Raw genomic sequence first — 19,196 nt, forward strand, 5'->3', positions numbered from 1 at the left:
CGTTAAGACATGCCTAATTTCTTTATCGATCGCCCCATATTTGCGTGGGTGATCGCCATTATTATCATGCTGGCCGGGGGACTTGCGATCCTGAAGCTGCCTGTCGCGCAATATCCAACGATTGCGCCACCGGCGGTGACCATCTCCGCAACCTACCCGGGAGCTGATGCGAAAACGGTGCAGGACACCGTCACCCAGGTTATCGAACAGAACATGAACGGTATCGATAACCTGATGTACATGTCCTCAAACAGTGACTCCACCGGTACAGTGCAGATCACCCTGACCTTCCAGTCAGGTACGGATGCTGACATTGCGCAGGTTCAGGTGCAGAACAAACTGCAGCTGGCGATGCCTTTACTGCCGCAGGAAGTACAACAGCAGGGCGTGAGCGTCGAGAAATCGTCCAGCAGCTTCCTGATGGTTGTCGGCGTTATCAACACCAACGGCACCATGACGCAGGAGGATATTTCCGACTACGTGGGTGCCAACATGAAGGACGCCATCAGCCGTACTGCCGGTGTGGGTGACGTGCAGCTGTTCGGTTCCCAGTACGCGATGCGCATCTGGATGGATCCGAACAAGCTGAACAACTTCCAGCTGACCCCGGTTGACGTCATCAGCGCGATTAAAGCGCAGAACGCCCAGGTAGCAGCCGGTCAGTTAGGCGGTACGCCGCCGGTGAAGGGCCAGCAGCTTAACGCCTCGATCATCGCGCAGACCCGTCTGACCTCGGCCGACGAGTTCAGCAAAATTCTGCTGAAAGTGAATCAGGACGGGTCGCAGGTTCGCCTGCGCGACGTGGCGAAAGTAGAACTGGGCGGTGAGAACTACGACATTATCGCGAAGTTCAACGGTAAACCGGCTTCCGGTCTGGGTATCAAACTGGCGACAGGCGCTAACGCCCTGGACACCGCCACGGCGATCCGCGCAGAGCTGAAGAAGATGGAACCGTTCTTCCCGTCAGGTCTGAAAATCGTTTACCCGTACGACACCACGCCGTTCGTTAAAATTTCGATTCATGAAGTGGTGAAGACGCTGGTTGAGGCGATCATCCTGGTATTCCTGGTGATGTACCTGTTCCTGCAAAACTTCCGCGCGACGCTTATCCCAACGATTGCCGTGCCGGTTGTTCTGCTCGGGACCTTTGCGATCCTGTCGATATTTGGCTACTCGATAAACACCCTGACGATGTTCGGGATGGTGCTCGCCATCGGCCTGCTGGTGGATGACGCCATCGTTGTGGTAGAGAACGTCGAGCGCGTCATGGCGGAAGAAGGTCTGCCGCCGAAGGAAGCGACCCGTAAGTCAATGGGTCAGATCCAGGGCGCGCTGGTCGGTATCGCGATGGTGCTGTCGGCGGTATTTATCCCGATGGCCTTCTTCGGGGGCTCAACCGGTGCGATTTACCGTCAGTTCTCGATTACCATTGTTTCCGCGATGGCGCTGTCGGTTCTGGTCGCGTTGATCCTGACGCCTGCGCTGTGTGCCACCATGCTGAAGCCAATTCAGAAAGGCGGTCACGGCGAGCATAAAGGGTTCTTCGGCTGGTTTAACCGCATGTTTGATAAGAGCACGCACCACTACACCGACAGCGTAGGTAACATCCTGCGCAGCACCGGTCGTTACCTGCTGCTCTATATCATCATCGTGGTGGGCATGGCTTTCCTGTTCGTTCGTCTGCCAAGCTCGTTCCTGCCGGATGAAGACCAGGGCGTGTTCCTGACGATGGCACAGCTTCCGGCGGGCGCCTCGCAAGAGCGAACCCAGAAAGTGCTGGATGAAGTGACGGACTACTATCTCACCAAAGAGAAAGACAACGTTGAATCCGTGTTTGCGGTTAACGGCTTTGGCTTTGCGGGTCGTGGTCAGAACACCGGTATTGCCTTCGTTTCTCTGAAAGACTGGTCTGAACGTCCGGGCAAAGAGAACAAAGTTGAGGCGATTACCGGCCGGGCAATGGGCACCTTCTCGCAGATTAAAGATGCGATGGTCTTCGCCTTCAACTTGCCAGCAATTGTTGAGCTGGGTACCGCGACCGGCTTCGACTTCCAGCTGATTGACCAGGCTGGTCTGGGACACGAAAAGCTGACGCAGGCGCGTAACCAGCTGTTTGGCGAAGTGGCTAAGCACCCTGACCTGCTGGTCGGCGTGCGTCCAAACGGCCTGGAAGATACGCCGCAGTACAAAATCGATATCGACCAGGAAAAAGCCCAGGCGCTGGGCGTATCCATCACCGACATCAACACCACGCTGGGCGCAGCCTGGGGCGGTAGCTACGTTAACGACTTCATCGACCGCGGTCGCGTGAAGAAAGTGTACGTGATGTCAGAGGCGCAGTACCGTATGTTGCCAAACGATATCAATAACTGGTTCGTGCGCGGCAGCAATGGTCAGATGGTACCGTTCTCGGCGTTCTCAACGTCACGCTGGGAATACGGTTCGCCGCGTCTGGAACGCTATAACGGCCTGCCATCCATGGAGATCCTCGGTCAGGCCGCGCCGGGCCGAAGCACCGGTGAAGCCATGAACCTGATGGAAGAACTGGCAAGCAAGCTGCCTGCAGGTATCGGCTACGACTGGACCGGCATGTCCTATCAGGAACGTCTGTCCGGTAACCAGGCCCCTGCTCTGTACGCCATTTCACTGATTGTGGTGTTCCTGTGTCTGGCGGCACTGTACGAGAGCTGGTCAATTCCGTTCTCCGTTATGCTGGTGGTACCACTTGGGGTAATTGGTGCGCTGCTTGCGGCAACGTTCCGTGGACTGACCAACGACGTCTACTTCCAGGTAGGCCTGCTGACAACCATTGGCCTGTCGGCGAAGAACGCGATACTTATCGTTGAATTCGCCAAAGATCTGATGGAGAAAGAAGGCAAAGGCCTGATTGAGGCGACGCTTGAGGCCGTTCGTATGCGTCTGCGCCCCATCCTGATGACGTCACTGGCGTTTATCCTCGGCGTACTGCCGCTGGTTATCAGCTCCGGTGCGGGCTCCGGCGCGCAGAACGCGGTAGGTACAGGCGTGATGGGCGGTATGGTTACCGCGACCGTACTCGCTATCTTCTTCGTACCGGTGTTCTTCGTGGTGGTTCGCCGCCGCTTTAGCCGAAAGAATGAAGATATTGAACACCGTCATTCGGTAGAACCTCACTGATACCGGTTTCACATGATAAAAAGGCCGCATTTGCGGCCTTTTTTATTTTCAGAAAAAATCATAAATTACGCTTATTGTGGTTTTATTTATTTTCTGCCATCTTAATTAGACATATCATAATTAACTGATAACTTAATCGGTGAATTCAGGATTTTTTTAATTTCATTTCTCCGCGTAAACTATTAGGAATATTCCTAATAAAAAGTTCTTACAAAGAAAAGACCGAATCCGAACTTTTCTCATCATTTTTGCTAAGCCAATGAAACGTAAGGAAGCGATAAAACACGCTCATTAATTGGGTTAAAAATGTTGGGTTCCGGATGCCCCTTTGCGTACCTGCTCGCAGTCTGCGGTTTTATTTGTAATTTTTCGTAATAGCGCGATGAAATCCAGGAGGGAGTGGCTTATAGTTAGGTTATCAGGAACACAGCGCTCATGTAGCTAAGTCAGTTGTATCCATCCCGACAATGATGTTCGGTGAGTAAGAAATCACTCAGAAGGGGATGCGCTATGGACGAGTACTCGCCAAAAAGACATGATATCGCACAGTTGAAATTTCTCTGCGAATCCTTGTACCATGACTGCCTTGCCAATCTTGATGAAAGCAACCATGGCTGGGTAAACGACCCAACGTCTGCCATCAATTTACAGTTGAATGAGCTGATAGAGCATATCGCAACCTTCGCACTTAATTATAAAATTAAGTACAATGAAGATAATAAGCTCATTGAGCAAATTGATGAATACCTGGACGACACCTTTATGTTGTTCAGCAGTTACGGCATTAACGCCCAGGATTTGCAAAAATGGCGTAAATCGGGAAACCGGCTATTCCGCTGTTTTGTCAACGTGAGCAGAGCTAACCCGGTTAGTCTTTCCTGTTAAAATTATTACAATTACTAAGGTGAATTTATGTCTGATAAACCACTCACAAAGATCGATTATTTGATGCGCTTACGACGTTGTCAGTCAATCGACACGCTTGAGCGCGTCATTGAAAAGAATAAATACGAGCTCTCGGATAATGAACTGGCGGTATTTTATTCAGCCGCTGACCATCGTCTTGCTGAACTGACCATGAATAAGCTATATGACAAAATTCCTACTTCTGTATGGAAATTTGTCCGTTAATCTTTGAAGGGTGTCTGTAGAGTTCTACGCCACGTTCTGAGTTTTTTACCTATCCCGTTATGCTCCCTGTGCCCAGGCCAGGTATCCGTGTAAAACGCGTTCAGCAGCAGCAATGTTGTGACTCCAGTCACATCGGCTTTTCGGGAACGTTCCCCTCCTGGCCTGTTCCGATTACCCTGCGGTAATCACATCCAGCGAGGTATCCAATGAGCTTAGAAAAACAGAAAATGATTGCCGGTGAACATTACCGCCCCGGCGATGAGACGTTACGGGCCGACCGACTGCGGGCCCGCCATCTGGTTTACCGTTTTAACCACACCGCGCCTGATGAAAAAACAGAACGCCAGAACATTCTGGCGGAACTTCTGGGCACCAGCGAAGGGGCGTATATCGAGCCGAGCTTCCGCTGCGATTATGGATATAACATTTATCTGGGTAAAAACTTTTACGCTAACTTTGACTGCGTAATGCTGGACGTCTGCCCTGTTCATATTGGCGATAACTGTATGCTCGCGCCGGGTGTTCATATTTATACGGCAACCCACCCGCTGGACGCGGAGGAACGAAACAGCGGCGTGGAGTTTGGAAAACCGGTCAGCATTGGCAATAACGTCTGGATTGGTGGCCGGGCGGTCATTAACCCTGGCGTCACTATTGGTGATAATGTGGTGGTGGCCTCCGGCGCCGTGGTGACGAAAGACGTCCCGGCTAACGTCGTCGTAGGGGGCAACCCGGCAAAAATCATCAAAACGCTGTGAGGTTTCGGGGAGTCAACTGTTATGGACTTTTAGGGCCAGACTGTTACTTTTTTCAGCCTGTTGGCTCCCCTAAAATTGGCAGTCACCCTGTATTGTCAACTCTTATGAAGGCAAAAAATGACCGAGATACAGCGCCTGCTTACCGCCACCATCGACGATCTTAACCTCCGCGAAAAGCGCGACAATCGCCCGCGCTTTAGCATTAGCTTTATTCGCAAACATCCTGGACTGTTTGTCGCCATGTATGCCGCCTGGCTGGCGACGCTGATTGTGATGCTAAAGTCCGAAACGCTGGTAGATTCCGTCTGGCTGCTGGTTGTTCTGTTTGTCGTCTTTAACGCCTTTTTCTTTTTCGACGTGAATCCGCGCTACCGCTACGAAGATATCGACGTGCTCGATTTCCGTGTCTGCTACAACGGGGAATGGTATAACACGCGCTACGTGCCAGCGGAGCTGATCGACAGCATCATGCGTTCTCCGGCCGTTGAAACCGTACAAAAAGAGAAGCTGCAGAAGATGGTCTCCACTAAAGGTCAGCTCTCCTTCTATGACGTCTTTACCCTTTCCCGCCCTGCTGCTGCGTAATTAACGCCTGCAGGCGGCGGATCCCCGGCGCAAACTGAGAAGCAGAGGTATTGCCGTAGCCTAAAACCAGACCGGTTTGCCCCTGCTTCGCCTCCAGGTAATACCCGCTCAGTGCCGCGGGGGCCAGCTGAAACGCCCTCGCCTGCGCCACCAGCCTCTTGTCGTCAATACCGTCTATGGCCAGCGTCAGGTGCATCCCGCCTTCCCCGGCCAGAATGCGGTGCGGAGAGTGCAGCTCTGCGCTCAGTACCTCCCGCAGCTGGCGGTAGCGTTTACGGTAAAGCCGACGCATGGCGGCAAGATGGCGGGCATAGTGGCCTTCCTCAATGAACAGCGCCAGCGTGCGCTGTTCCGCACGATGGCCGCCGCGCAGCAGCGAGCCGATAGCCGGGCGAGCCACTTTCGCCAGCGCAGGAGGCAATACCATGAACCCCATTCTGAGCGACGGAAACAGCGTTTTGCTGAACGTCCCCAGATACACAACGGGCGCATTGTTGACCATTCCCAGCATCGCCGGTACGGGCTCACCGGCATAACGGAACTCGCTGTCGTAGTCGTCTTCAATGATCCACGCGTTGTGCTGCCGGGCCAGCGCCAGCAGCGCCAGCCGCCGTCGCGCGCAGAGCACGCTGCCGTAAGGGAACTGATGAGAAGGTGAGGTAAAAATCAGTGAGGGAGCAGGCGCATCCCGCCCTTCCCAGCACATTCCCTCGTCATCCACCGGGATCCCCGTCATGGTCAGGCCGGTTTTAACAAATGCGCTCTTCGCCCCGCCATAGCCGGGGTTTTCTACCCAGGCAACGTCCCCCGGCTCGCTCAGCAGCAGGGTGCAGAGATTCACACCCTCCAGCGCCCCTTCCGTGATGACAATCTGGCTGGCGTCGCAGTCGATACCGCGGGAGAGGGCAAGGTGGCGGGCAATCGCGGCCCGCAGCGACGGCTCTCCGGCCGGGTCGCCATACCCTAACAGGGCATTTCCCTCCTCCCGCATCACGCGATCGTACAACCGCCGCCACAGCGGCAGGGGAAAATAGTTGATGGCCGGCGTGCCTGGGGTAAACGCCAGAACCGGCGTGTCGCGGGGCACCGGCGCAGGCAGCAGTCCAACCCGTTTTGCGAGCGTGATGGCAGGGTCCGGCAATGTCCGGGTGGCAGAACGGTGGGCGAGCTGTGCCACACGCGTTCCCTGGCGATTACGCTGCAAATACCCTTCGAGCGAGAGCTGGTCCAGCGCCGCATTGACGGTATTGCGGGAAAGGGAGAGCCGCTGAGCCAGGGTCCGCGAACCGGGAAGCTGGCTGCCCGACCTTAGCCTTCCGCACAGAATCGCCTCCCGCAGCGCGAGATAGAGCCCGCGCTGGAGCGTCTCTTCTCCACGTTTTTTCAGGGCTGCGTTGAGCAGGGCATAAAATTCATCACCCGGTATATTCATCTTCACTCCTCGTGGCACCATCAAAACATAGCGCAGTGGTTCTTTTTAAGGAACCAGCAATTCACTAGTCTGAAGTTCTTTCAACGTCACGGAAATTAAGATGAAGACATTCAATCAGTTCGGACAGCCTGTAGGCGCCCCGCTTCAGGACTGGCAACCTCGCCCGCATCCGTCCCGGGTGGTCCTTGAAGGCCGCCATTGTCGGCTCGAGCCGCTGCGCGTGGCGCATGCCCACGCGCTGTTCTCTGCGTATGCCCAGGCCGACGATACGCGCAGCTGGACGTGGCTGCTGCGTGAACCCGATGCTACCGCAGAGGCGTTTGCCGAATGGGTGGCAAGCGTAAGTGAGTTATCTGACCCGATGCACTTTGCCGTGATTGATAATCAGACCCAGGCGCCGGTCGGAACGCTGGCTCTGATGCGGATCGATCCTAAAAACGGGGTCATAGAGGTGGGGCACGTTCACTTTTCTCCTCTCTTAAGCCGAACGCCAATGTCGACGGAAGCGCAATATCTGCTGATGCGGTATGTGTTCGATACCCTGGGATACCGGCGCTATGAGTGGAAGTGCAATAGCCTGAACGAACCTTCCCGCAAAGCGGCACTGCGGCTGGGCTTTCAGTTTGAGGGGCGCTTTCGCCAGGCGCTGGTGATAAAAGGCCACAACCGGGATACCGACTGGTTTTCGATTCTCGATAAAGAATGGCCAACGCTGGCGAGCGCGTTTGAAAGCTGGCTTGCCATCGACAATTTTACTGCCGATGGCAAACAGAAAAGAACCCTGGAAAGCTGGCGAGAAGCGCGCGTCTAGCGTCTTTTTTTACGTCCCTGAACCGCCTTAAAGCGCGGATTGGATTTGCAAATCACGTATAAGCGTCCCTTGCGTTTGACTATCTGGCAATCCGGGTGACGCTGCTTTGCACTGCGCAATGAGTTAAGTACCTGCATGGCTAACCCCGCTTCGCATTAAGAAACCCGCCGAAACGCTTGCGGAAGCGCGCTGCGCTGCCGTCCGTGGAGAACGTTTTCTGCTTACCGGTATAAAACGGGTGCGATTTTGATGAAACCTCGATGGTGATGTAGGGATAGGTTTCACCGTCGAGTTCAATTTCGCGGTCGGTCTTAATGGTTGAACCAACCTTGAAGTATTCATTCGCGCTGGTGTCGTGGAAAACCACGGTGCGATAGGCTGGGTGGATATTAGGTTTCATCGTAAATCCTTTATGTTTTGTTATAACATAACAAAATAATATCCAGGCCAGGTTGAAAAAACAACCCCTCTCGTCTGACGGATATTTTCTGGTTTGTCGGAGATAAAATGAAAACCCTGCCACCCGCGTGCTATAACTATATCATTTCGCGGTAAAATCTTTCTCTTCAGGCAGGGAACTCAGTGCTCAGGATCGGGTATACGAGGAAGGACACGACAGCATGAAAACTCGACATCTGGTCAGTCTGGTGACTGGCATACTTATCTTTTCCGTGCTGGTTCCCATTTGCCTGAGCATCTGGCTGGCCCATCGCCAGGCGGAAGATGATTTTGTCGATGCGCTGGAAAACTATGCCTCGCGCGTGCAGATTCGAACCGACAAGGTCGTGGCCCAGGCAAAAGAAGCGCTCAATCATCTGCAGGGCTTTCAGGGCGCACCGTGCAGCCCGTTGCAGCTAAGGGAGATGCGCCGGGCGGCTTTCTCATGGCGCTATGTGCAGGAGGTGATCTATATCGATAACCTTCAACCGCTCTGCTCCTCCCTGGAGCAAACCAGCCATGCCGCCCCTTTTCCTCCGCCGATGCGCATGACCGAAGACGGCTACAGCGCGTGGTTAACCGCGCAAAACGATCTTGGGTTTCATCGCTACATGGCCGCGCTGGGTAAAGGTCATTATCTTGTCATGGTCGATCCGGCCTCGCTGGTCGATGTGATCCCCTTCGGCGATATCGCGGTTGATGCCGCCCTGGTAAGCAGCACAACGCACCTCATCTTTGCCAGCAGTAAAAATCTCGATCCGCACGTTCGCGATGCGATCCGGGGCACGGAAATGACCAGCGTAGAGTACAAGGGTTCAATGTACGTCATGAAGCCCATCCCCGAGCTGGGCTTTACCATCGTCGCCTGGGCAGCGCTCAAACCTCTGGCTCAAACCTGGCACCGGCAGCTTCTCTTCTGGTTACCGTTCGGCATGTTGATAAGCCTGCTCGCCGCGCTCTTCGTCCTGCGAATACTGCGACGTATCCAGTCCCCCCGCAATCGCCTGCTGGATGCCATTAACAGCCGCGATTTTGTGGTTCACTATCAGCCCATAGTGGCGCTCTGTAGCGGAAAAATCGTGGGTGCTGAGGCGCTGACGCGCTGGCCCCAGCCGGACGGAAGCAGCCTCTCACCGGATATCTTTGTCCCTCTTGCTGAACAAACCGGGCTTATCTCCCAGCTGACGCAGCTCGTCATCGAAAAGGTGTTCGAGGACATGGGCGCCTGGCTACACCTTCACGCCGATCAGCACATCTCCATCAACCTCGCACCCGCCGATTTGACCTCCGGCACGCTGCCGCCGCTGCTGAGTCAGTTGCTGAATAAGTGGCAGGTCCATCCAAAACAAATTGCCCTTGAGCTCACCGAGCGCGGCTTTGCCGATCCAAAAATTAGCGCGCCGGCTATCGCCGCATTCCGCCGTTCGGGGCACCCAGTCTATATTGATGATTTTGGCACGGGCTATTCCAGCCTGAGCTATCTGCAGGATCTCGACGTCGACACGCTCAAGATTGATAAGTCGTTCGTGGATGCGCTTGAGTATAAAAACGTGACGCCGCACATCATTGAAATGGCGAAGTCATTGAAGCTGGCGATGGTGGCCGAGGGCGTCGAGACGGAAGGACAGCTCGCCTGGCTGCACAGACACGGCGTGCAGTTCGGCCAGGGCTGGTACTACAGTAAAGCGCTGCCAAAAACGGAATTTATTCTTTGGGCAGAAAATAACCTCAGCGTACACGCTACTTGAGGTAGGATTTGATCACCTGCAACACCACGCCGAGATCGGCTTCACGCTGCGCCTCTTCAGGCTCTTTCACTACATGATCGGTTAAATGCCCTTCGATCACCTGCATCATCATCCCATTGACCGCCCCACGGATTGCCGCCAGCTGCTGTAACACCTCGGCACATTCGTGATCGCTGTTAAGCATTTTTTCCAGCGCCGTACTCTGCCCCTGAATTTTCTTCAGGCGAGTCAATAACATTTTCTTGTCGCGAACGGTATGTGACATCTCTTGATCCTTTATTTTTGGCTTTTAAAGCATATCACGCTCTACTCCCCCTGAGTATTTTTCTACTGGGGGGTAGTATTATGCTACTGGGGGGGAGTAGTATTTGCGCACGCATCCCTACCGGATTTTCCCATGACCGATTTTGCTTCACTCCTTCAGCAGGGCAATGCCTGGGTGTTTGTTCCCAGTGCTATCCTGCTCGGTGCGCTACATGGCCTTGAGCCTGGACATTCAAAAACCATGATGGCCGCCTTTATTGTGGCCATTCGCGGCACGCTGAAACAGGCGGTTCTGCTCGGCCTGGCCGCAACGCTCTCCCATACCGCGGTGGTCTGGTTGGTTGCGATGGCGGGATTGTGGTTTGGTCGGGGCTGGGATGCGCATACGTCCGAACCCTGGTTCCAGCTGATCTCCGGTGTATTGATCGTGGCGATCGCCCTGTGGATGGCGTGGCGAACCTGGAAAGAGAGCCAGCCGCACGATCGTCATCATCACGACCATGATCACCACCACAATGACCATGACCATGACCATGACCATGACCACCATCATGATCATCATCACCACCACGAGCACACGCTGATTGAAGAAGAGTGGCAGGACGCCCACCAGCGCGCGCACGCGCAGGATATTAACCGGCGCTTCAGCGGTCAAAACGTCACCACCGGGCAGATCGTGATGTTTGGCCTGACCGGCGGGCTTATCCCCTGCCCGGCCTCCATCACCGTACTGCTCATCTGCCTGCAGCTGAAGCACTTTGCCCTCGGCGCGACGCTGGTATTCAGCTTCAGTATTGGCCTGGCGTTGACCCTTGTCGCGTCCGGCGCGATTGCCGCCTTAAGCCTCAAACACGCGACAAAACGCTGGCCCGGATTTAGCGAGTTCTCCCGTAAAGCCCCGTGGATCTCTGCCGCGCTGATTACCGTGGTAGGGATTTACATGAGCCTGCACGGCCTGAGCGGCATTCTGGCATAAGACTGCGGCCACGCCCGGTGGCCGCCTCTCCCGGTCAGTTAAGGGTTCTGCTGCCAGCTGAAGGTATAGCGAAGCTGGCGTGCCTGCAGGATGAATTCCGGCGAGACGCTGGGGCTCCAGGAATCGTCGCCGCCCACGCCCATATGGAACGCATCGAGGTTGAGCCAACATCCCGGCTCTTCGCGCAGCAGATGATGATGGGTGGTCTCTCGTAGCTGCTGCTGGCTATAGCGGCTGACCGAGAAATGGAAATGACCGTTCAGCTGATGCGTTCCCAGTACCAGTTTACGGGTATCGCAGCGCAAACCGTTTTCCGTCGGGAAAATATACGGCGTGTGCATGGCCTCAAGAGGCAGCGTCCAGCGCCCCTGCTGCGCCGCGAGCTTTCTGTCCGGGTAGTTTTCATGCGGTCCCAGCCCCAGCCAGGAAACGGCTTCAGGCGTTTCGGCGAGATGAACGCTCAGGCCAATCCGCGCGGGCTCGGGGATATCAGACGCCACATCGACCTGAATATCGCCATGCAGTATGCCCTGCTCGTCCACCCGCCAGGTTTTACGGCTCAGGAACAACGCTTTACCCTGGTACTCCCAGGCATGCAGGGTGTTGACCACCACCTCGCGAGCAAGCTGCTCTGCATCGCAAGACAGTACGCGGGAGGTGAGATCGTACATGCCCGCCGCTTTCCAGCGTTCCACCCACGCGTTCGGATCGATTTTCGTCGCTTCGCTCACGCCGATGTCATTATCCAGCGGTGCGCGGCTGAAGCTATCCGTCAGCGGTGAAATCAGCAGTTCCACGCCATTTCCCCACCACTGGCTCAGGTTTCCGGATGCGCGATCGAACAGCAAGCGCTGTTGACGATGAGCGATCTCCAGGAAGCGGTCGGTTTTCGTTAATACCGGAGGCTCGCCCGCCTGGGCTGGCGGAGCAATAAAGAGTGGGGCCGGAAGCGGCCACTGCTCCCACGCGCAGCGATGGTTTGCCGGTGACCACGGCGTTGCCCGCGGCTGGCGTACTTCGACGTTGAGCCAGACTTCCTCCGGTTCGGCTTTTATTTCTGGCAGCACGATCTCCAGACGCTGCGCGCCTTCAGGCGCCATCGCCAGCGTCACCTCACCCGAAGCCAGCACCTCCCCGTCACGGGCAACCGTCCAGCTCAGCACCTCGTTATCGGTGTGGCGGAACAGGTAGCCGCTTTGCACCTCAATCACCAGCGGAGAGGTGCTGACCCGCGTAAAGGTGAAGAACTGCTGGGCGCGCTGCGCCTCGTAAAGCGCCGGGTGCGGCGTGCGGTCGGGGAACACCAGGCCATTGAGGCAAAACTGCCGATCGTTCGGCTTATCGCCAAAGTCACCGCCGTATGCCCAGAACGGATTGCCCGCTTCATCTTGCTTCGTCAAAGCCTGATCGACCCAGTCCCAGACAAATCCTCCCTGCAGGCGAGGATGGCTGCGAAACGCCTGCCAGTATTTCGCAAACCCGCCGAAGCTATTCCCCATCGCGTGGGCGTATTCACAGAGGATCAGCGGACGCGTTTCGTCCGGCATGCCGATCCATTTCTTGATTGACCATTTAGGCACTGCCGGGAAGGGCTGATCCCAGTCGACCCGGGCGTACATCGGACAAACAATGTCGGTCGCCGCCGTGTTCGCGCCGCCGCCTTCATACTGCACCGGGCGCGTCGGATCCGTGGACTTCACCCAGCGGTACAATGCATCGTGGTTTGCGCCGTGGCCCGACTCGTTGCCCAGTGACCAGATGATAATTGAGGGATGATTACGATCCCGCTGCACCATGCGGGTCACGCGCTCGCTCATTGCGGGCAGCCAGCGCGGATCGTCAGCCAGGCGGCTCATTGGCACCATGCCGTGCGTTTCGATATTCGCTTCGTCCACGACGTACAGCCCGTAGCGATCGCAAAGCCGGTACCACAGCGGATGGTTCGGGTAGTGCGAGCAGCGCACGGCGTTAAAGTTGTGCTGCTTCATGATTTCGATATCGCGACGCATGGTCGCTTCGTCCATCACCTGGCCGTTTTCCGGATGATGCTCGTGCCGGTTCACCCCGCGGATCAGCAGCGGTTTACCGTTGAGCTTCAGCAGGCCGTTGCTGATCTCAACGCGGCGGAAGCCAACGTCGCACGCCTCAACCTCGAGCACCTCTCCCTGCGGATTGAGTAGCGTAATCGTCAGGCGATACAGTTCCGGGGTTTCAGCACTCCACAGCGCGGGACGCTCGACGGGGATCGCCACCGCTAGCCGCTCGGCCCAGCTGCCGCGTTCGTCCACGATGGCAGAGCCTGGCCGTTGGGTAGCGCTGGCACAGCGTTCGCCGTTGCGCCACAGCGTTATCGCCACGTCGCACTCCGCGTAGCCAGCGCCTGCCAGCGCGACCTCCACGTTCAGCACCGCGCGGTCCAGCTCTGCGTTCAGGTCCGTTACCACGTGATAATCGGCAATTTGGGTAGGCGGTTTATGCAGCAACGTCACATCGCGGAAGATGCCGCTCATGCGCCACATGTCCTGATCTTCCAGATAGCTGCCGTCGCACCAGCGCAGTACCATGACCGCCAGGCGGTTCTGCCCGGGGCGTAACGCCGTCGAGAGGTCAAATTCGGCGGGTAGCCGGCTGTCCTGGGAGTAGCCGATCCACCGTCCGTTGCACCACAGATGAAACGCCGAGTTCACGCCGTCAAAGATGATGCGGGTCTGCCCGCCCTGCAGCCAGACCTCATCCACTTCAAATGTGAGCGAGTAATAACCGGTCGGGTTTTCCTGCGGCACATAAGGCGGGTTAACGGGGATTGGATAGGTGACATTGGTATAGATGGGCGTGTCGAACCCCTGCATCTGCCAGTTAGACGGCACGGGCATCGCAACGGCATCTGCACAATCTTCGCTTACCCATGCCTGAGGAACCTGCTCCGGCGCGGTAAAGTAGCTAAACCGCCAAAGCCCGTTAAGAGAGTGTCGGCTGACGGATCCAGTATCCTCTCTGGCAGCGGGCTCATTGCGCCAGCTGTTTAGCGGCGCGTGTGCGGGAAGACGGTTCCACTGGGTGACGACGGGGTTTTCCCAGTCCCGACGGGCCAGGAGGGCGCTGAGGGTCAGCGTAGGGATGTTGGACATATCAACCTCTTTGCGAAGCGCTCACAATTTTGAGTTAACATGCCCTGGCCCCCTGCGGCGGTAAAGCGTTCCATCGCAGGGTAGCGAGTCAGATCACAAAAGTCTTATTGTCGGGCAAGCTGCTCGGCGAGCAGCGCCAGGCTTCTGAGCTGCTGCGCCAGCTCCTCGCGTTCGGCCTGCTGCGGCACGCGGCGCGCGCTGGAATGACGGGTCACCAGCGTCACCGGCAGCTGAACCTGCCAGCAGGTCTCATCTTCGGTGGGGGCCAGCAGCCACTCGACGCTGCGTTCACCCGCCTCGCGAAACGCCTGGCGAACGGTTGTCAGCGGCGGAGAAAACCAGGCGCTGTCGGCCGTATCATCGAACCCAACCACCGATATTTGGCCCGGAATCGCTACCCCTTTTTCCGCGCAGGCGCGCATCACCCCGAGCGCCATTTGATCGTTCGCCACCAGAATCGCGTCCGGTAACGTCGCCGCAGACAACAGCAAATGTCCCTTCTCATAACCGCTGGCCGCGCTCCAGTCACCGCAGGCCACCGCAGCGGCCTCCTGCCCCGCGCGTCCCAGAGCAGCGTTCCATCCCGCCAGGCGCGCCCGGGCAGAGACCGAGCTTTCCGGCCCGCTCAGCAGGGCAATGCGCTGATGCCCCAGCGAAAGCAGATGCTCCACGCCCAGACGCGCCCCCTGATCCGCGTTAAACACGAGGCTGTTTACCTGCGCTGAGGGCGATACATCGAGAAACAGCAGCGGAACCGGCGATGCCAGCGCCCTGAGCGCTTCGGCGTGGGGATCGTCAAGCGGCACATTCACCAGCAGCGCGTCCACCCGCTGTGCCAGCAGCGCCTGAAGCGCGGTCTGACACTGCTGGGGCTGCTCCACCATGGAGATAAGGACGCTCGCCCCCCGTTCCGCCGCACGGGATTTTACCGCCGACACGATTTGCGAAGGCGCGTGCAGGGCCAGATCGGTCGTGATGAAGCCCAGCGTGCGGGTGCGTTTACCCGCCAGCTGCTGTGCCCGAAGGTTAGGCACGTAGTGCAGCTCGGCCATCGCCTGCTGCACCTTTTCTCGCGTGCGGGCAGAGACATGCTCCGCGTCGTTGATGACGCGGGAAACGGTCTGGTAAGAGACCCCCGCAAGGAGGGCAACATCATAAAGAGTGATAGCTTTCATGCATTCTGGCATCGCGTTTTATCATGCCCTTATTCTGGCACAGCGACGCGGTTAAAACATGTGAGCGCTTCGTAAAATTAAACAACCCGCTCCGGCCGGGCGATTTCAGCAGTGCGCGGCTTCTGGCGGAACCAGGGCAGACAGAGCTGGATAAGCGGGCCAATGGTCAGGGCATACAGCACCGTTCCCACCCCAAACGTGCCGCCAAGCACGCACCCAATCAGCAGGACGGCCACTTCAATTGAGGTGCGCACGCTGCGAATGGACCATCCCAGACGGGCATGAATGCCGGTCATCAGGCCGTCGCGCGGGCCAGGCCCGAAACCGGCGCCGATGTACATGCTGGTCGCAATCGCGTTCATTACAATGCCCGATACCAGGAAAGCAATGCGAACGGGCAACGAACCCAGTTCCGGAATAAGCGCCATGCTGGCGTCCGCCGCCAGACCGATGCAAATCACGTTGCTGATCGTGCCCAGACCCGGCATCTGGCGCAGGGGGATCCACAGCAGCAGCACCGCTGCGCCGGTCACAATGATCACCGTCCCGATAGTCATCCCCAGCTGTATCCCTACCCCAAGGTGAAACACATCCCAGGGATCGACACCCAAATCGGAACGAATGAACATTGCGGTGGAAAGGCCATACAGTCCTAAACCGACATAGAGTTGTAGCAGACGACGTACCATTTTTATCTTCTCCCGTGAACCAGGCTTTCATCCTGGCCTAAAATGGCACTATGATTAATGTCCAGTTTTCAAATAGTGGACTGCATATGTCATCACGTCGCTTTGGAAGCCAGTCTCTGGTACGCCTTTTAGGCCACTGGCAGCAGGCCTCCTCCCGCACCCCGCTCTGGCGACAGCTGGCCGACGCGCTGCGCCTACTCATTCTTGATGGACGTCTGGCTTTAAATACGCGGCTGCCGGGCGAGCGCGAGCTGGCCTCTGCGCTGGACGTAAGCCGGACCACCGTCAGCAGCGCCCTCGCCCATCTGCGCGAGGAGGGTTACCTGGAAAGCCGCCACGGCAGCGGGTCACGCGTGCTCCTCCCGGATGCCCGCGCCGTCCCCACGCTTTCCGCGGCGAGTGCGGCGCTGGATCTCTCCACTGCCGCCCTCCATGCCGGGCCGGAGATTCACCAGGCTTATGCCCATGCGCTTACGGCCATTACCCAGCATCTCTCGCTGACGGGCTACGATCAGCTTGGGCTGCCGACGCTGAGGGAGGCCATCGCGGCGCGCTACACCGCGCGGGGTCTTCCCACTCGCGCAGACGAAGTGATGGTGGTCAATGGTGCCGTCAGCGGCTTTTCGCTGGTCCTGCGGATGATGACCGGGCCGGGGGACCGCGTCGTGGTCGATCATCCCACCTATCCGCTGGCGATTGCTGCCATTCAGGGCGCGCAGTGTCGGCCCGTGGGGGTGTCGCTGCCGGAAACCGGCTGGGATACGGACGGCTTCGCGGCGACGCTTGCCCAGACGGCGCCGCGCCTGGCGTATCTGATGCCTGATTTTCACAACCCTACCGGGCGCTGTATGGATATCGCCACCCGTCAGGCCATTACCGATATTGCCGCCCAAACCCGCACGGCGCTGGTGGTGGATGAAACGATGGTGGATCTCTGGTTTGATGCCCCTCCCCCGCCACCGCTGGCCGCCTTTAACCCGCAGGCCACCGTGATTACGTTAGGCTCTGGCGGCAAAAGCTTCTGGGGCGGGCTGCGTCTCGGCTGGATCCGCGCCTCATCGCGCACGATCGCCACGCTTGCCCAGACGCGAGATACGCTCGACTTAGGCTCGCCGCTGCTGGAACAGCTGGCGATGGAGTGGCTGATTAACAACAGCGAGACGTTTTTGCCCGCACGCAGGAAGATGCTGGCGGAACGACGGGAGCGATGCGGTGACCTGCTGCGCGAACATTTCCCGGACTGGCGATTCCATGAAGCGGAAGGCGGGCTCTCTTACTGGATTGAACTCCCGGGCATGCTGGCGACGCAGCTTGCCGCTCGGGCTGAGATTCTGGGGATCAATCTGGGGACCGGCACGCGGTTTGGTTTATCCGGCGCGTTTGACCGCTATCTGCGGATGCCCTTCTCGCTTGAATCGGCAGAGCTGGAGGAGGCGTTGCTGAGGATCAAACCGTTATGGCTGGCACTGAATAAAAACGTGCCATCATTGAAACGCAGCGTGATCTAATATTAAAAATTTTGAAGCAGATCATAAAAAATAAAAACTGCTGACTGTCACGAATACAGTCAGCAGTTTTCACCCGTCGGGATTTAATGCTGAGCAGGAATAGGAAAACCTTTCAGTGAAATAACGAAGTTTTCACCGTCTTTCTTTATTTTTGCGCCGGTATCACACCAGTCAGACGCAATACGAAAGAACTCATCACTTCCGACATTCCAGCCAAGACGTACGTGCTTCACGTAGCCTGAACGCAACAGATCGCAGGCCTCTTTGTAGTCATTGGCAGTTGACAGTTGTTGTTTCATTTTCTCTTCTTCAGAAGTTTACGTAGAGCTTTGATTTCTTTAGGAGTAAAAGGAGAAACACTCTCTTCTTCCGTATGCTGATTATCAATATCCTCTTCCGATACTCCCGCCTCTTCTACTGCTTCGAACGCCAGCAGCAGCAGTTTCTCTGTCGTCACGCTTAAATTCTCGTTATTCACTTCCGCATAGTGACGAAGCCTTTCTTTTAGCGCGTCATCAATCTTAACGTTTAACACCGCTGTAGCCATGTTTGTCACTTCCCTTCGGAATAAGTACTTTATTTAATACACGAAGTTAACAATGTTATCCAGATATATATTTTTTTGAATTATGCTACAAATGGACATCCAATTATAAAATGCCAGTCTATTATTACAGGTTTATGACAACAATATTTCAGTGCCATGAAATATATATTACAGGATATAGGCACAATATTATTATGGGGATAGCGATTTAGGATAAAGGCGAAGCTGGAGAAACTGATGAGGGCAGAAATGGGTGGGGGCCCTGCCAGCTACATCCCGGCACACACGTCGTCTGCCCTGGCTGCTTCCTTCCGGACCTGACCTGGTGAACAGAGTAGCGTTGCGGGAGAACCAACAGAGCCCCCATTGAGAGCGTTGATAACCAACGCGCTGGCGCATTATCCCTGTGCGAAGCCCCAATTGCAAGCCGCCAGGAACCGGATGCTGGTTTCTTGCGCAAACTGGCGCAGCAATCATGACAATCTTCGTTTACCATAGCTTTCCAGAAACTCCCCACAGGTGAAGGTATGGACGAACACGACTCCTTTCCACAGCGCGTATGGCAAATCGTGGCCTCAATCCCGGAAGGCTATGTCACTACCTATGGCGATGTCGCGCGTCTGGCCGGTTCCCCGCGCGCGGCGCGACAGGTGGGAGGCGTTCTGAAACGGCTGCCGGAAGGCAGTACGTTGCCCTGGCATCGGGTGGTGAATCGTCATGGCGTGATTTCGCTTACCGGACCGGATCTCCAGCGTCAGCGTCAGGCGTTACTTTCAGAAGGAGTGCAGGTGTCAGGGTCAGGACAGATCGATTTGCAGAAGTTTCGCTGGGTTTACTGACCCCTCTCCCA

At 56.5% G+C, this 19,196-nt stretch carries 19 protein-coding genes and 1 other RNA gene; 10 read left to right on the forward strand and 10 right to left on the reverse strand.

The window, feature by feature from the left end:
• Positions 1-9: 9 nt before the first annotated feature.
• From acrB to ACMWKK_RS09920, 5 genes are all read left to right on the forward strand, one after another.
• Positions 10-3,156: a multidrug efflux RND transporter permease subunit AcrB gene (acrB, locus tag ACMWKK_RS09900; protein WP_112781126.1), complete on the forward strand. Its 3,147-nt coding sequence runs from the start codon at positions 10-12 to the stop codon at positions 3,154-3,156.
• Between the two features lie 510 nt (positions 3,157-3,666).
• A complete protein-coding gene (gene tomB, locus ACMWKK_RS09905; RefSeq protein WP_008499288.1) occupies positions 3,667-4,041 on the forward strand; it encodes an Hha toxicity modulator TomB in 375 nt (124 codons plus the stop codon).
• A gap of 27 nt (positions 4,042-4,068) precedes the next feature.
• Complete coding sequence (locus tag ACMWKK_RS09910) at positions 4,069-4,287, forward strand: HHA domain-containing protein (protein ID WP_008499287.1); 219 nt, start codon at positions 4,069-4,071, stop codon at positions 4,285-4,287.
• A gap of 206 nt (positions 4,288-4,493) precedes the next feature.
• Positions 4,494-5,045 (forward strand): maltose O-acetyltransferase, encoded by a 552-nt coding sequence (gene maa / locus ACMWKK_RS09915; protein ID WP_045328392.1) that lies wholly within the window; start codon positions 4,494-4,496, stop codon positions 5,043-5,045.
• A gap of 117 nt (positions 5,046-5,162) precedes the next feature.
• Entirely contained in the window at positions 5,163-5,630 is a 468-nt protein-coding gene (locus tag ACMWKK_RS09920) for a YlaC family protein (protein ID WP_045328391.1), read from the forward strand.
• On the opposite strand, the gene ACMWKK_RS09925 is transcribed toward ACMWKK_RS09920, so the two are convergent.
• Positions 5,602-7,062, reverse strand: a complete 1,461-nt coding sequence (locus ACMWKK_RS09925) for a PLP-dependent aminotransferase family protein (protein WP_112781125.1) — start codon at positions 7,060-7,062, stop codon at positions 5,602-5,604. The genes ACMWKK_RS09920 and ACMWKK_RS09925 overlap by 29 nt on opposite strands.
• A 100-nt stretch (positions 7,063-7,162) precedes the next feature.
• Between ACMWKK_RS09925 and ACMWKK_RS09930 the strand changes: the two genes are divergently transcribed.
• Positions 7,163-7,873, forward strand: coding sequence for a GNAT family N-acetyltransferase (locus tag ACMWKK_RS09930; RefSeq protein WP_045328389.1), 711 nt, complete (start codon positions 7,163-7,165; stop codon positions 7,871-7,873).
• Here ACMWKK_RS09930 and ykgO read toward each other — a convergent pair.
• Both ykgO and ACMWKK_RS09940 read right to left on the reverse strand, forming a co-directional pair.
• Positions 7,870-8,010: a type B 50S ribosomal protein L36 gene (gene ykgO, locus ACMWKK_RS09935; RefSeq protein WP_003859006.1), complete on the reverse strand. Its 141-nt coding sequence runs from the start codon at positions 8,008-8,010 to the stop codon at positions 7,870-7,872. The genes ACMWKK_RS09930 and ykgO overlap by 4 nt on opposite strands.
• 2 nt (positions 8,011-8,012) lie before the next feature.
• On the reverse strand, positions 8,013-8,273 hold the full coding sequence (locus tag ACMWKK_RS09940; protein ID WP_006176933.1) for a type B 50S ribosomal protein L31: 261 nt from the start codon (positions 8,271-8,273) through the stop codon (positions 8,013-8,015).
• A gap of 220 nt (positions 8,274-8,493) precedes the next feature.
• Between ACMWKK_RS09940 and ACMWKK_RS09945 the strand changes: the two genes are divergently transcribed.
• Entirely contained in the window at positions 8,494-10,059 is a 1,566-nt protein-coding gene (locus ACMWKK_RS09945) for an EAL domain-containing protein (protein WP_112781124.1), read from the forward strand.
• On the opposite strand, the gene ACMWKK_RS09950 is transcribed toward ACMWKK_RS09945, so the two are convergent.
• Positions 10,052-10,324, reverse strand: a complete 273-nt coding sequence (locus ACMWKK_RS09950) for a metal/formaldehyde-sensitive transcriptional repressor (RefSeq protein WP_028012182.1) — start codon at positions 10,322-10,324, stop codon at positions 10,052-10,054. The two genes, ACMWKK_RS09945 and ACMWKK_RS09950, sit on opposite strands and share 8 nt — an antisense overlap.
• Before the next feature lie 132 nt (positions 10,325-10,456).
• Between ACMWKK_RS09950 and ACMWKK_RS09955 the strand changes: the two genes are divergently transcribed.
• The gene (locus ACMWKK_RS09955; protein WP_112781123.1) at positions 10,457-11,299 is read left to right on the forward strand and encodes a nickel/cobalt efflux protein RcnA; all 843 of its coding nucleotides are present in this window, start codon (positions 10,457-10,459) and stop codon (positions 11,297-11,299) included.
• A gap of 38 nt (positions 11,300-11,337) precedes the next feature.
• Here ACMWKK_RS09955 and ACMWKK_RS09960 read toward each other — a convergent pair whose 3' ends face one another.
• The 3 genes from ACMWKK_RS09960 to ACMWKK_RS09970 form a co-directional block, all read right to left on the reverse strand.
• Positions 11,338-14,427 carry a beta-galactosidase gene (locus ACMWKK_RS09960; RefSeq protein WP_112781122.1) on the reverse strand — a complete coding sequence of 1,030 codons (3,090 nt, stop codon included), beginning with the start codon at positions 14,425-14,427 and terminating at the stop codon, positions 11,338-11,340.
• Positions 14,428-14,531: 104 nt separating this feature from the next.
• Positions 14,532-15,602 carry a LacI family DNA-binding transcriptional regulator gene (locus ACMWKK_RS09965; protein ID WP_112781153.1) on the reverse strand — a complete coding sequence of 357 codons (1,071 nt, stop codon included), beginning with the start codon at positions 15,600-15,602 and terminating at the stop codon, positions 14,532-14,534.
• Positions 15,603-15,679: 77 nt separating this feature from the next.
• Positions 15,680-16,291 carry a YczE/YyaS/YitT family protein gene (locus tag ACMWKK_RS09970; RefSeq protein WP_112781121.1) on the reverse strand — a complete coding sequence of 204 codons (612 nt, stop codon included), beginning with the start codon at positions 16,289-16,291 and terminating at the stop codon, positions 15,680-15,682.
• Positions 16,292-16,377: 86 nt separating this feature from the next.
• Between ACMWKK_RS09970 and ACMWKK_RS09975 the strand changes: the two genes are divergently transcribed.
• Positions 16,378-17,799 (forward strand): PLP-dependent aminotransferase family protein, encoded by a 1,422-nt coding sequence (locus tag ACMWKK_RS09975; RefSeq protein WP_112781120.1) that lies wholly within the window; start codon positions 16,378-16,380, stop codon positions 17,797-17,799.
• An 83-nt stretch (positions 17,800-17,882) separates the two neighbouring features.
• On the opposite strand, the gene ACMWKK_RS09980 is transcribed toward ACMWKK_RS09975, so the two are convergent.
• The 3 genes from ACMWKK_RS09980 to ffs form a co-directional block, all read right to left on the reverse strand.
• A complete protein-coding gene (locus ACMWKK_RS09980) occupies positions 17,883-18,098 on the reverse strand; it encodes a hypothetical protein (protein WP_023293152.1) in 216 nt (71 codons plus the stop codon).
• Positions 18,095-18,346 carry a hypothetical protein gene (locus tag ACMWKK_RS09985; protein WP_023310587.1) on the reverse strand — a complete coding sequence of 84 codons (252 nt, stop codon included), beginning with the start codon at positions 18,344-18,346 and terminating at the stop codon, positions 18,095-18,097. Before ACMWKK_RS09985 ends, ACMWKK_RS09980 begins: the two co-directional genes overlap by 4 nt.
• A gap of 260 nt (positions 18,347-18,606) precedes the next feature.
• Positions 18,607-18,703: signal recognition particle sRNA small type (gene ffs / locus ACMWKK_RS09990), an RNA gene on the reverse strand.
• A gap of 170 nt (positions 18,704-18,873) precedes the next feature.
• Between ffs and ACMWKK_RS09995 the strand changes: the two genes are divergently transcribed.
• Positions 18,874-19,185: an MGMT family protein gene (locus tag ACMWKK_RS09995; RefSeq protein WP_045328379.1), complete on the forward strand. Its 312-nt coding sequence runs from the start codon at positions 18,874-18,876 to the stop codon at positions 19,183-19,185.
• Positions 19,186-19,196 lie beyond the last annotated feature (11 nt).

Source organism: Enterobacter sp. 01-M-03-SI-ECC, assembly GCF_047530215.1.
GTDB classification, from domain to species: Bacteria; Pseudomonadota; Gammaproteobacteria; order Enterobacterales; family Enterobacteriaceae; genus Enterobacter; species Enterobacter chengduensis.

Excerpts from the sequence above, each read along its gene's own strand:
- acrB (WP_112781126.1), top strand. The coding sequence starts at position 10 with ATGCCTAATTTCTTTATCGATCGCCCCATATTTGCGTGGGTGATCGCC.
- tomB (WP_008499288.1), top strand. The coding sequence starts at position 3,667 with ATGGACGAGTACTCGCCAAAAAGACATGATATCGCACAGTTGAAATTT.
- ACMWKK_RS09910 (WP_008499287.1), top strand. The coding sequence starts at position 4,069 with ATGTCTGATAAACCACTCACAAAGATCGATTATTTGATGCGCTTACGA.
- maa (WP_045328392.1), top strand. The coding sequence starts at position 4,494 with ATGAGCTTAGAAAAACAGAAAATGATTGCCGGTGAACATTACCGCCCC.
- ACMWKK_RS09920 (WP_045328391.1), top strand. The coding sequence starts at position 5,163 with ATGACCGAGATACAGCGCCTGCTTACCGCCACCATCGACGATCTTAAC.
- ACMWKK_RS09925 (WP_112781125.1), bottom strand. The coding sequence starts at position 7,062 with ATGAATATACCGGGTGATGAATTTTATGCCCTGCTCAACGCAGCCCTG.
- ACMWKK_RS09930 (WP_045328389.1), top strand. The coding sequence starts at position 7,163 with ATGAAGACATTCAATCAGTTCGGACAGCCTGTAGGCGCCCCGCTTCAG.
- ykgO (WP_003859006.1), bottom strand. The coding sequence starts at position 8,010 with ATGCAGGTACTTAACTCATTGCGCAGTGCAAAGCAGCGTCACCCGGAT.
- ACMWKK_RS09940 (WP_006176933.1), bottom strand. The coding sequence starts at position 8,273 with ATGAAACCTAATATCCACCCAGCCTATCGCACCGTGGTTTTCCACGAC.
- ACMWKK_RS09945 (WP_112781124.1), top strand. The coding sequence starts at position 8,494 with ATGAAAACTCGACATCTGGTCAGTCTGGTGACTGGCATACTTATCTTT.
- ACMWKK_RS09950 (WP_028012182.1), bottom strand. The coding sequence starts at position 10,324 with ATGTCACATACCGTTCGCGACAAGAAAATGTTATTGACTCGCCTGAAG.
- ACMWKK_RS09955 (WP_112781123.1), top strand. The coding sequence starts at position 10,457 with ATGACCGATTTTGCTTCACTCCTTCAGCAGGGCAATGCCTGGGTGTTT.
- ACMWKK_RS09960 (WP_112781122.1), bottom strand. The coding sequence starts at position 14,427 with ATGTCCAACATCCCTACGCTGACCCTCAGCGCCCTCCTGGCCCGTCGG.
- ACMWKK_RS09965 (WP_112781153.1), bottom strand. The coding sequence starts at position 15,602 with ATGAAAGCTATCACTCTTTATGATGTTGCCCTCCTTGCGGGGGTCTCT.
- ACMWKK_RS09970 (WP_112781121.1), bottom strand. The coding sequence starts at position 16,291 with ATGGTACGTCGTCTGCTACAACTCTATGTCGGTTTAGGACTGTATGGC.
- ACMWKK_RS09975 (WP_112781120.1), top strand. The coding sequence starts at position 16,378 with ATGTCATCACGTCGCTTTGGAAGCCAGTCTCTGGTACGCCTTTTAGGC.
- ACMWKK_RS09980 (WP_023293152.1), bottom strand. The coding sequence starts at position 18,098 with ATGAAACAACAACTGTCAACTGCCAATGACTACAAAGAGGCCTGCGAT.
- ACMWKK_RS09985 (WP_023310587.1), bottom strand. The coding sequence starts at position 18,346 with ATGGCTACAGCGGTGTTAAACGTTAAGATTGATGACGCGCTAAAAGAA.
- ACMWKK_RS09995 (WP_045328379.1), top strand. The coding sequence starts at position 18,874 with ATGGACGAACACGACTCCTTTCCACAGCGCGTATGGCAAATCGTGGCC.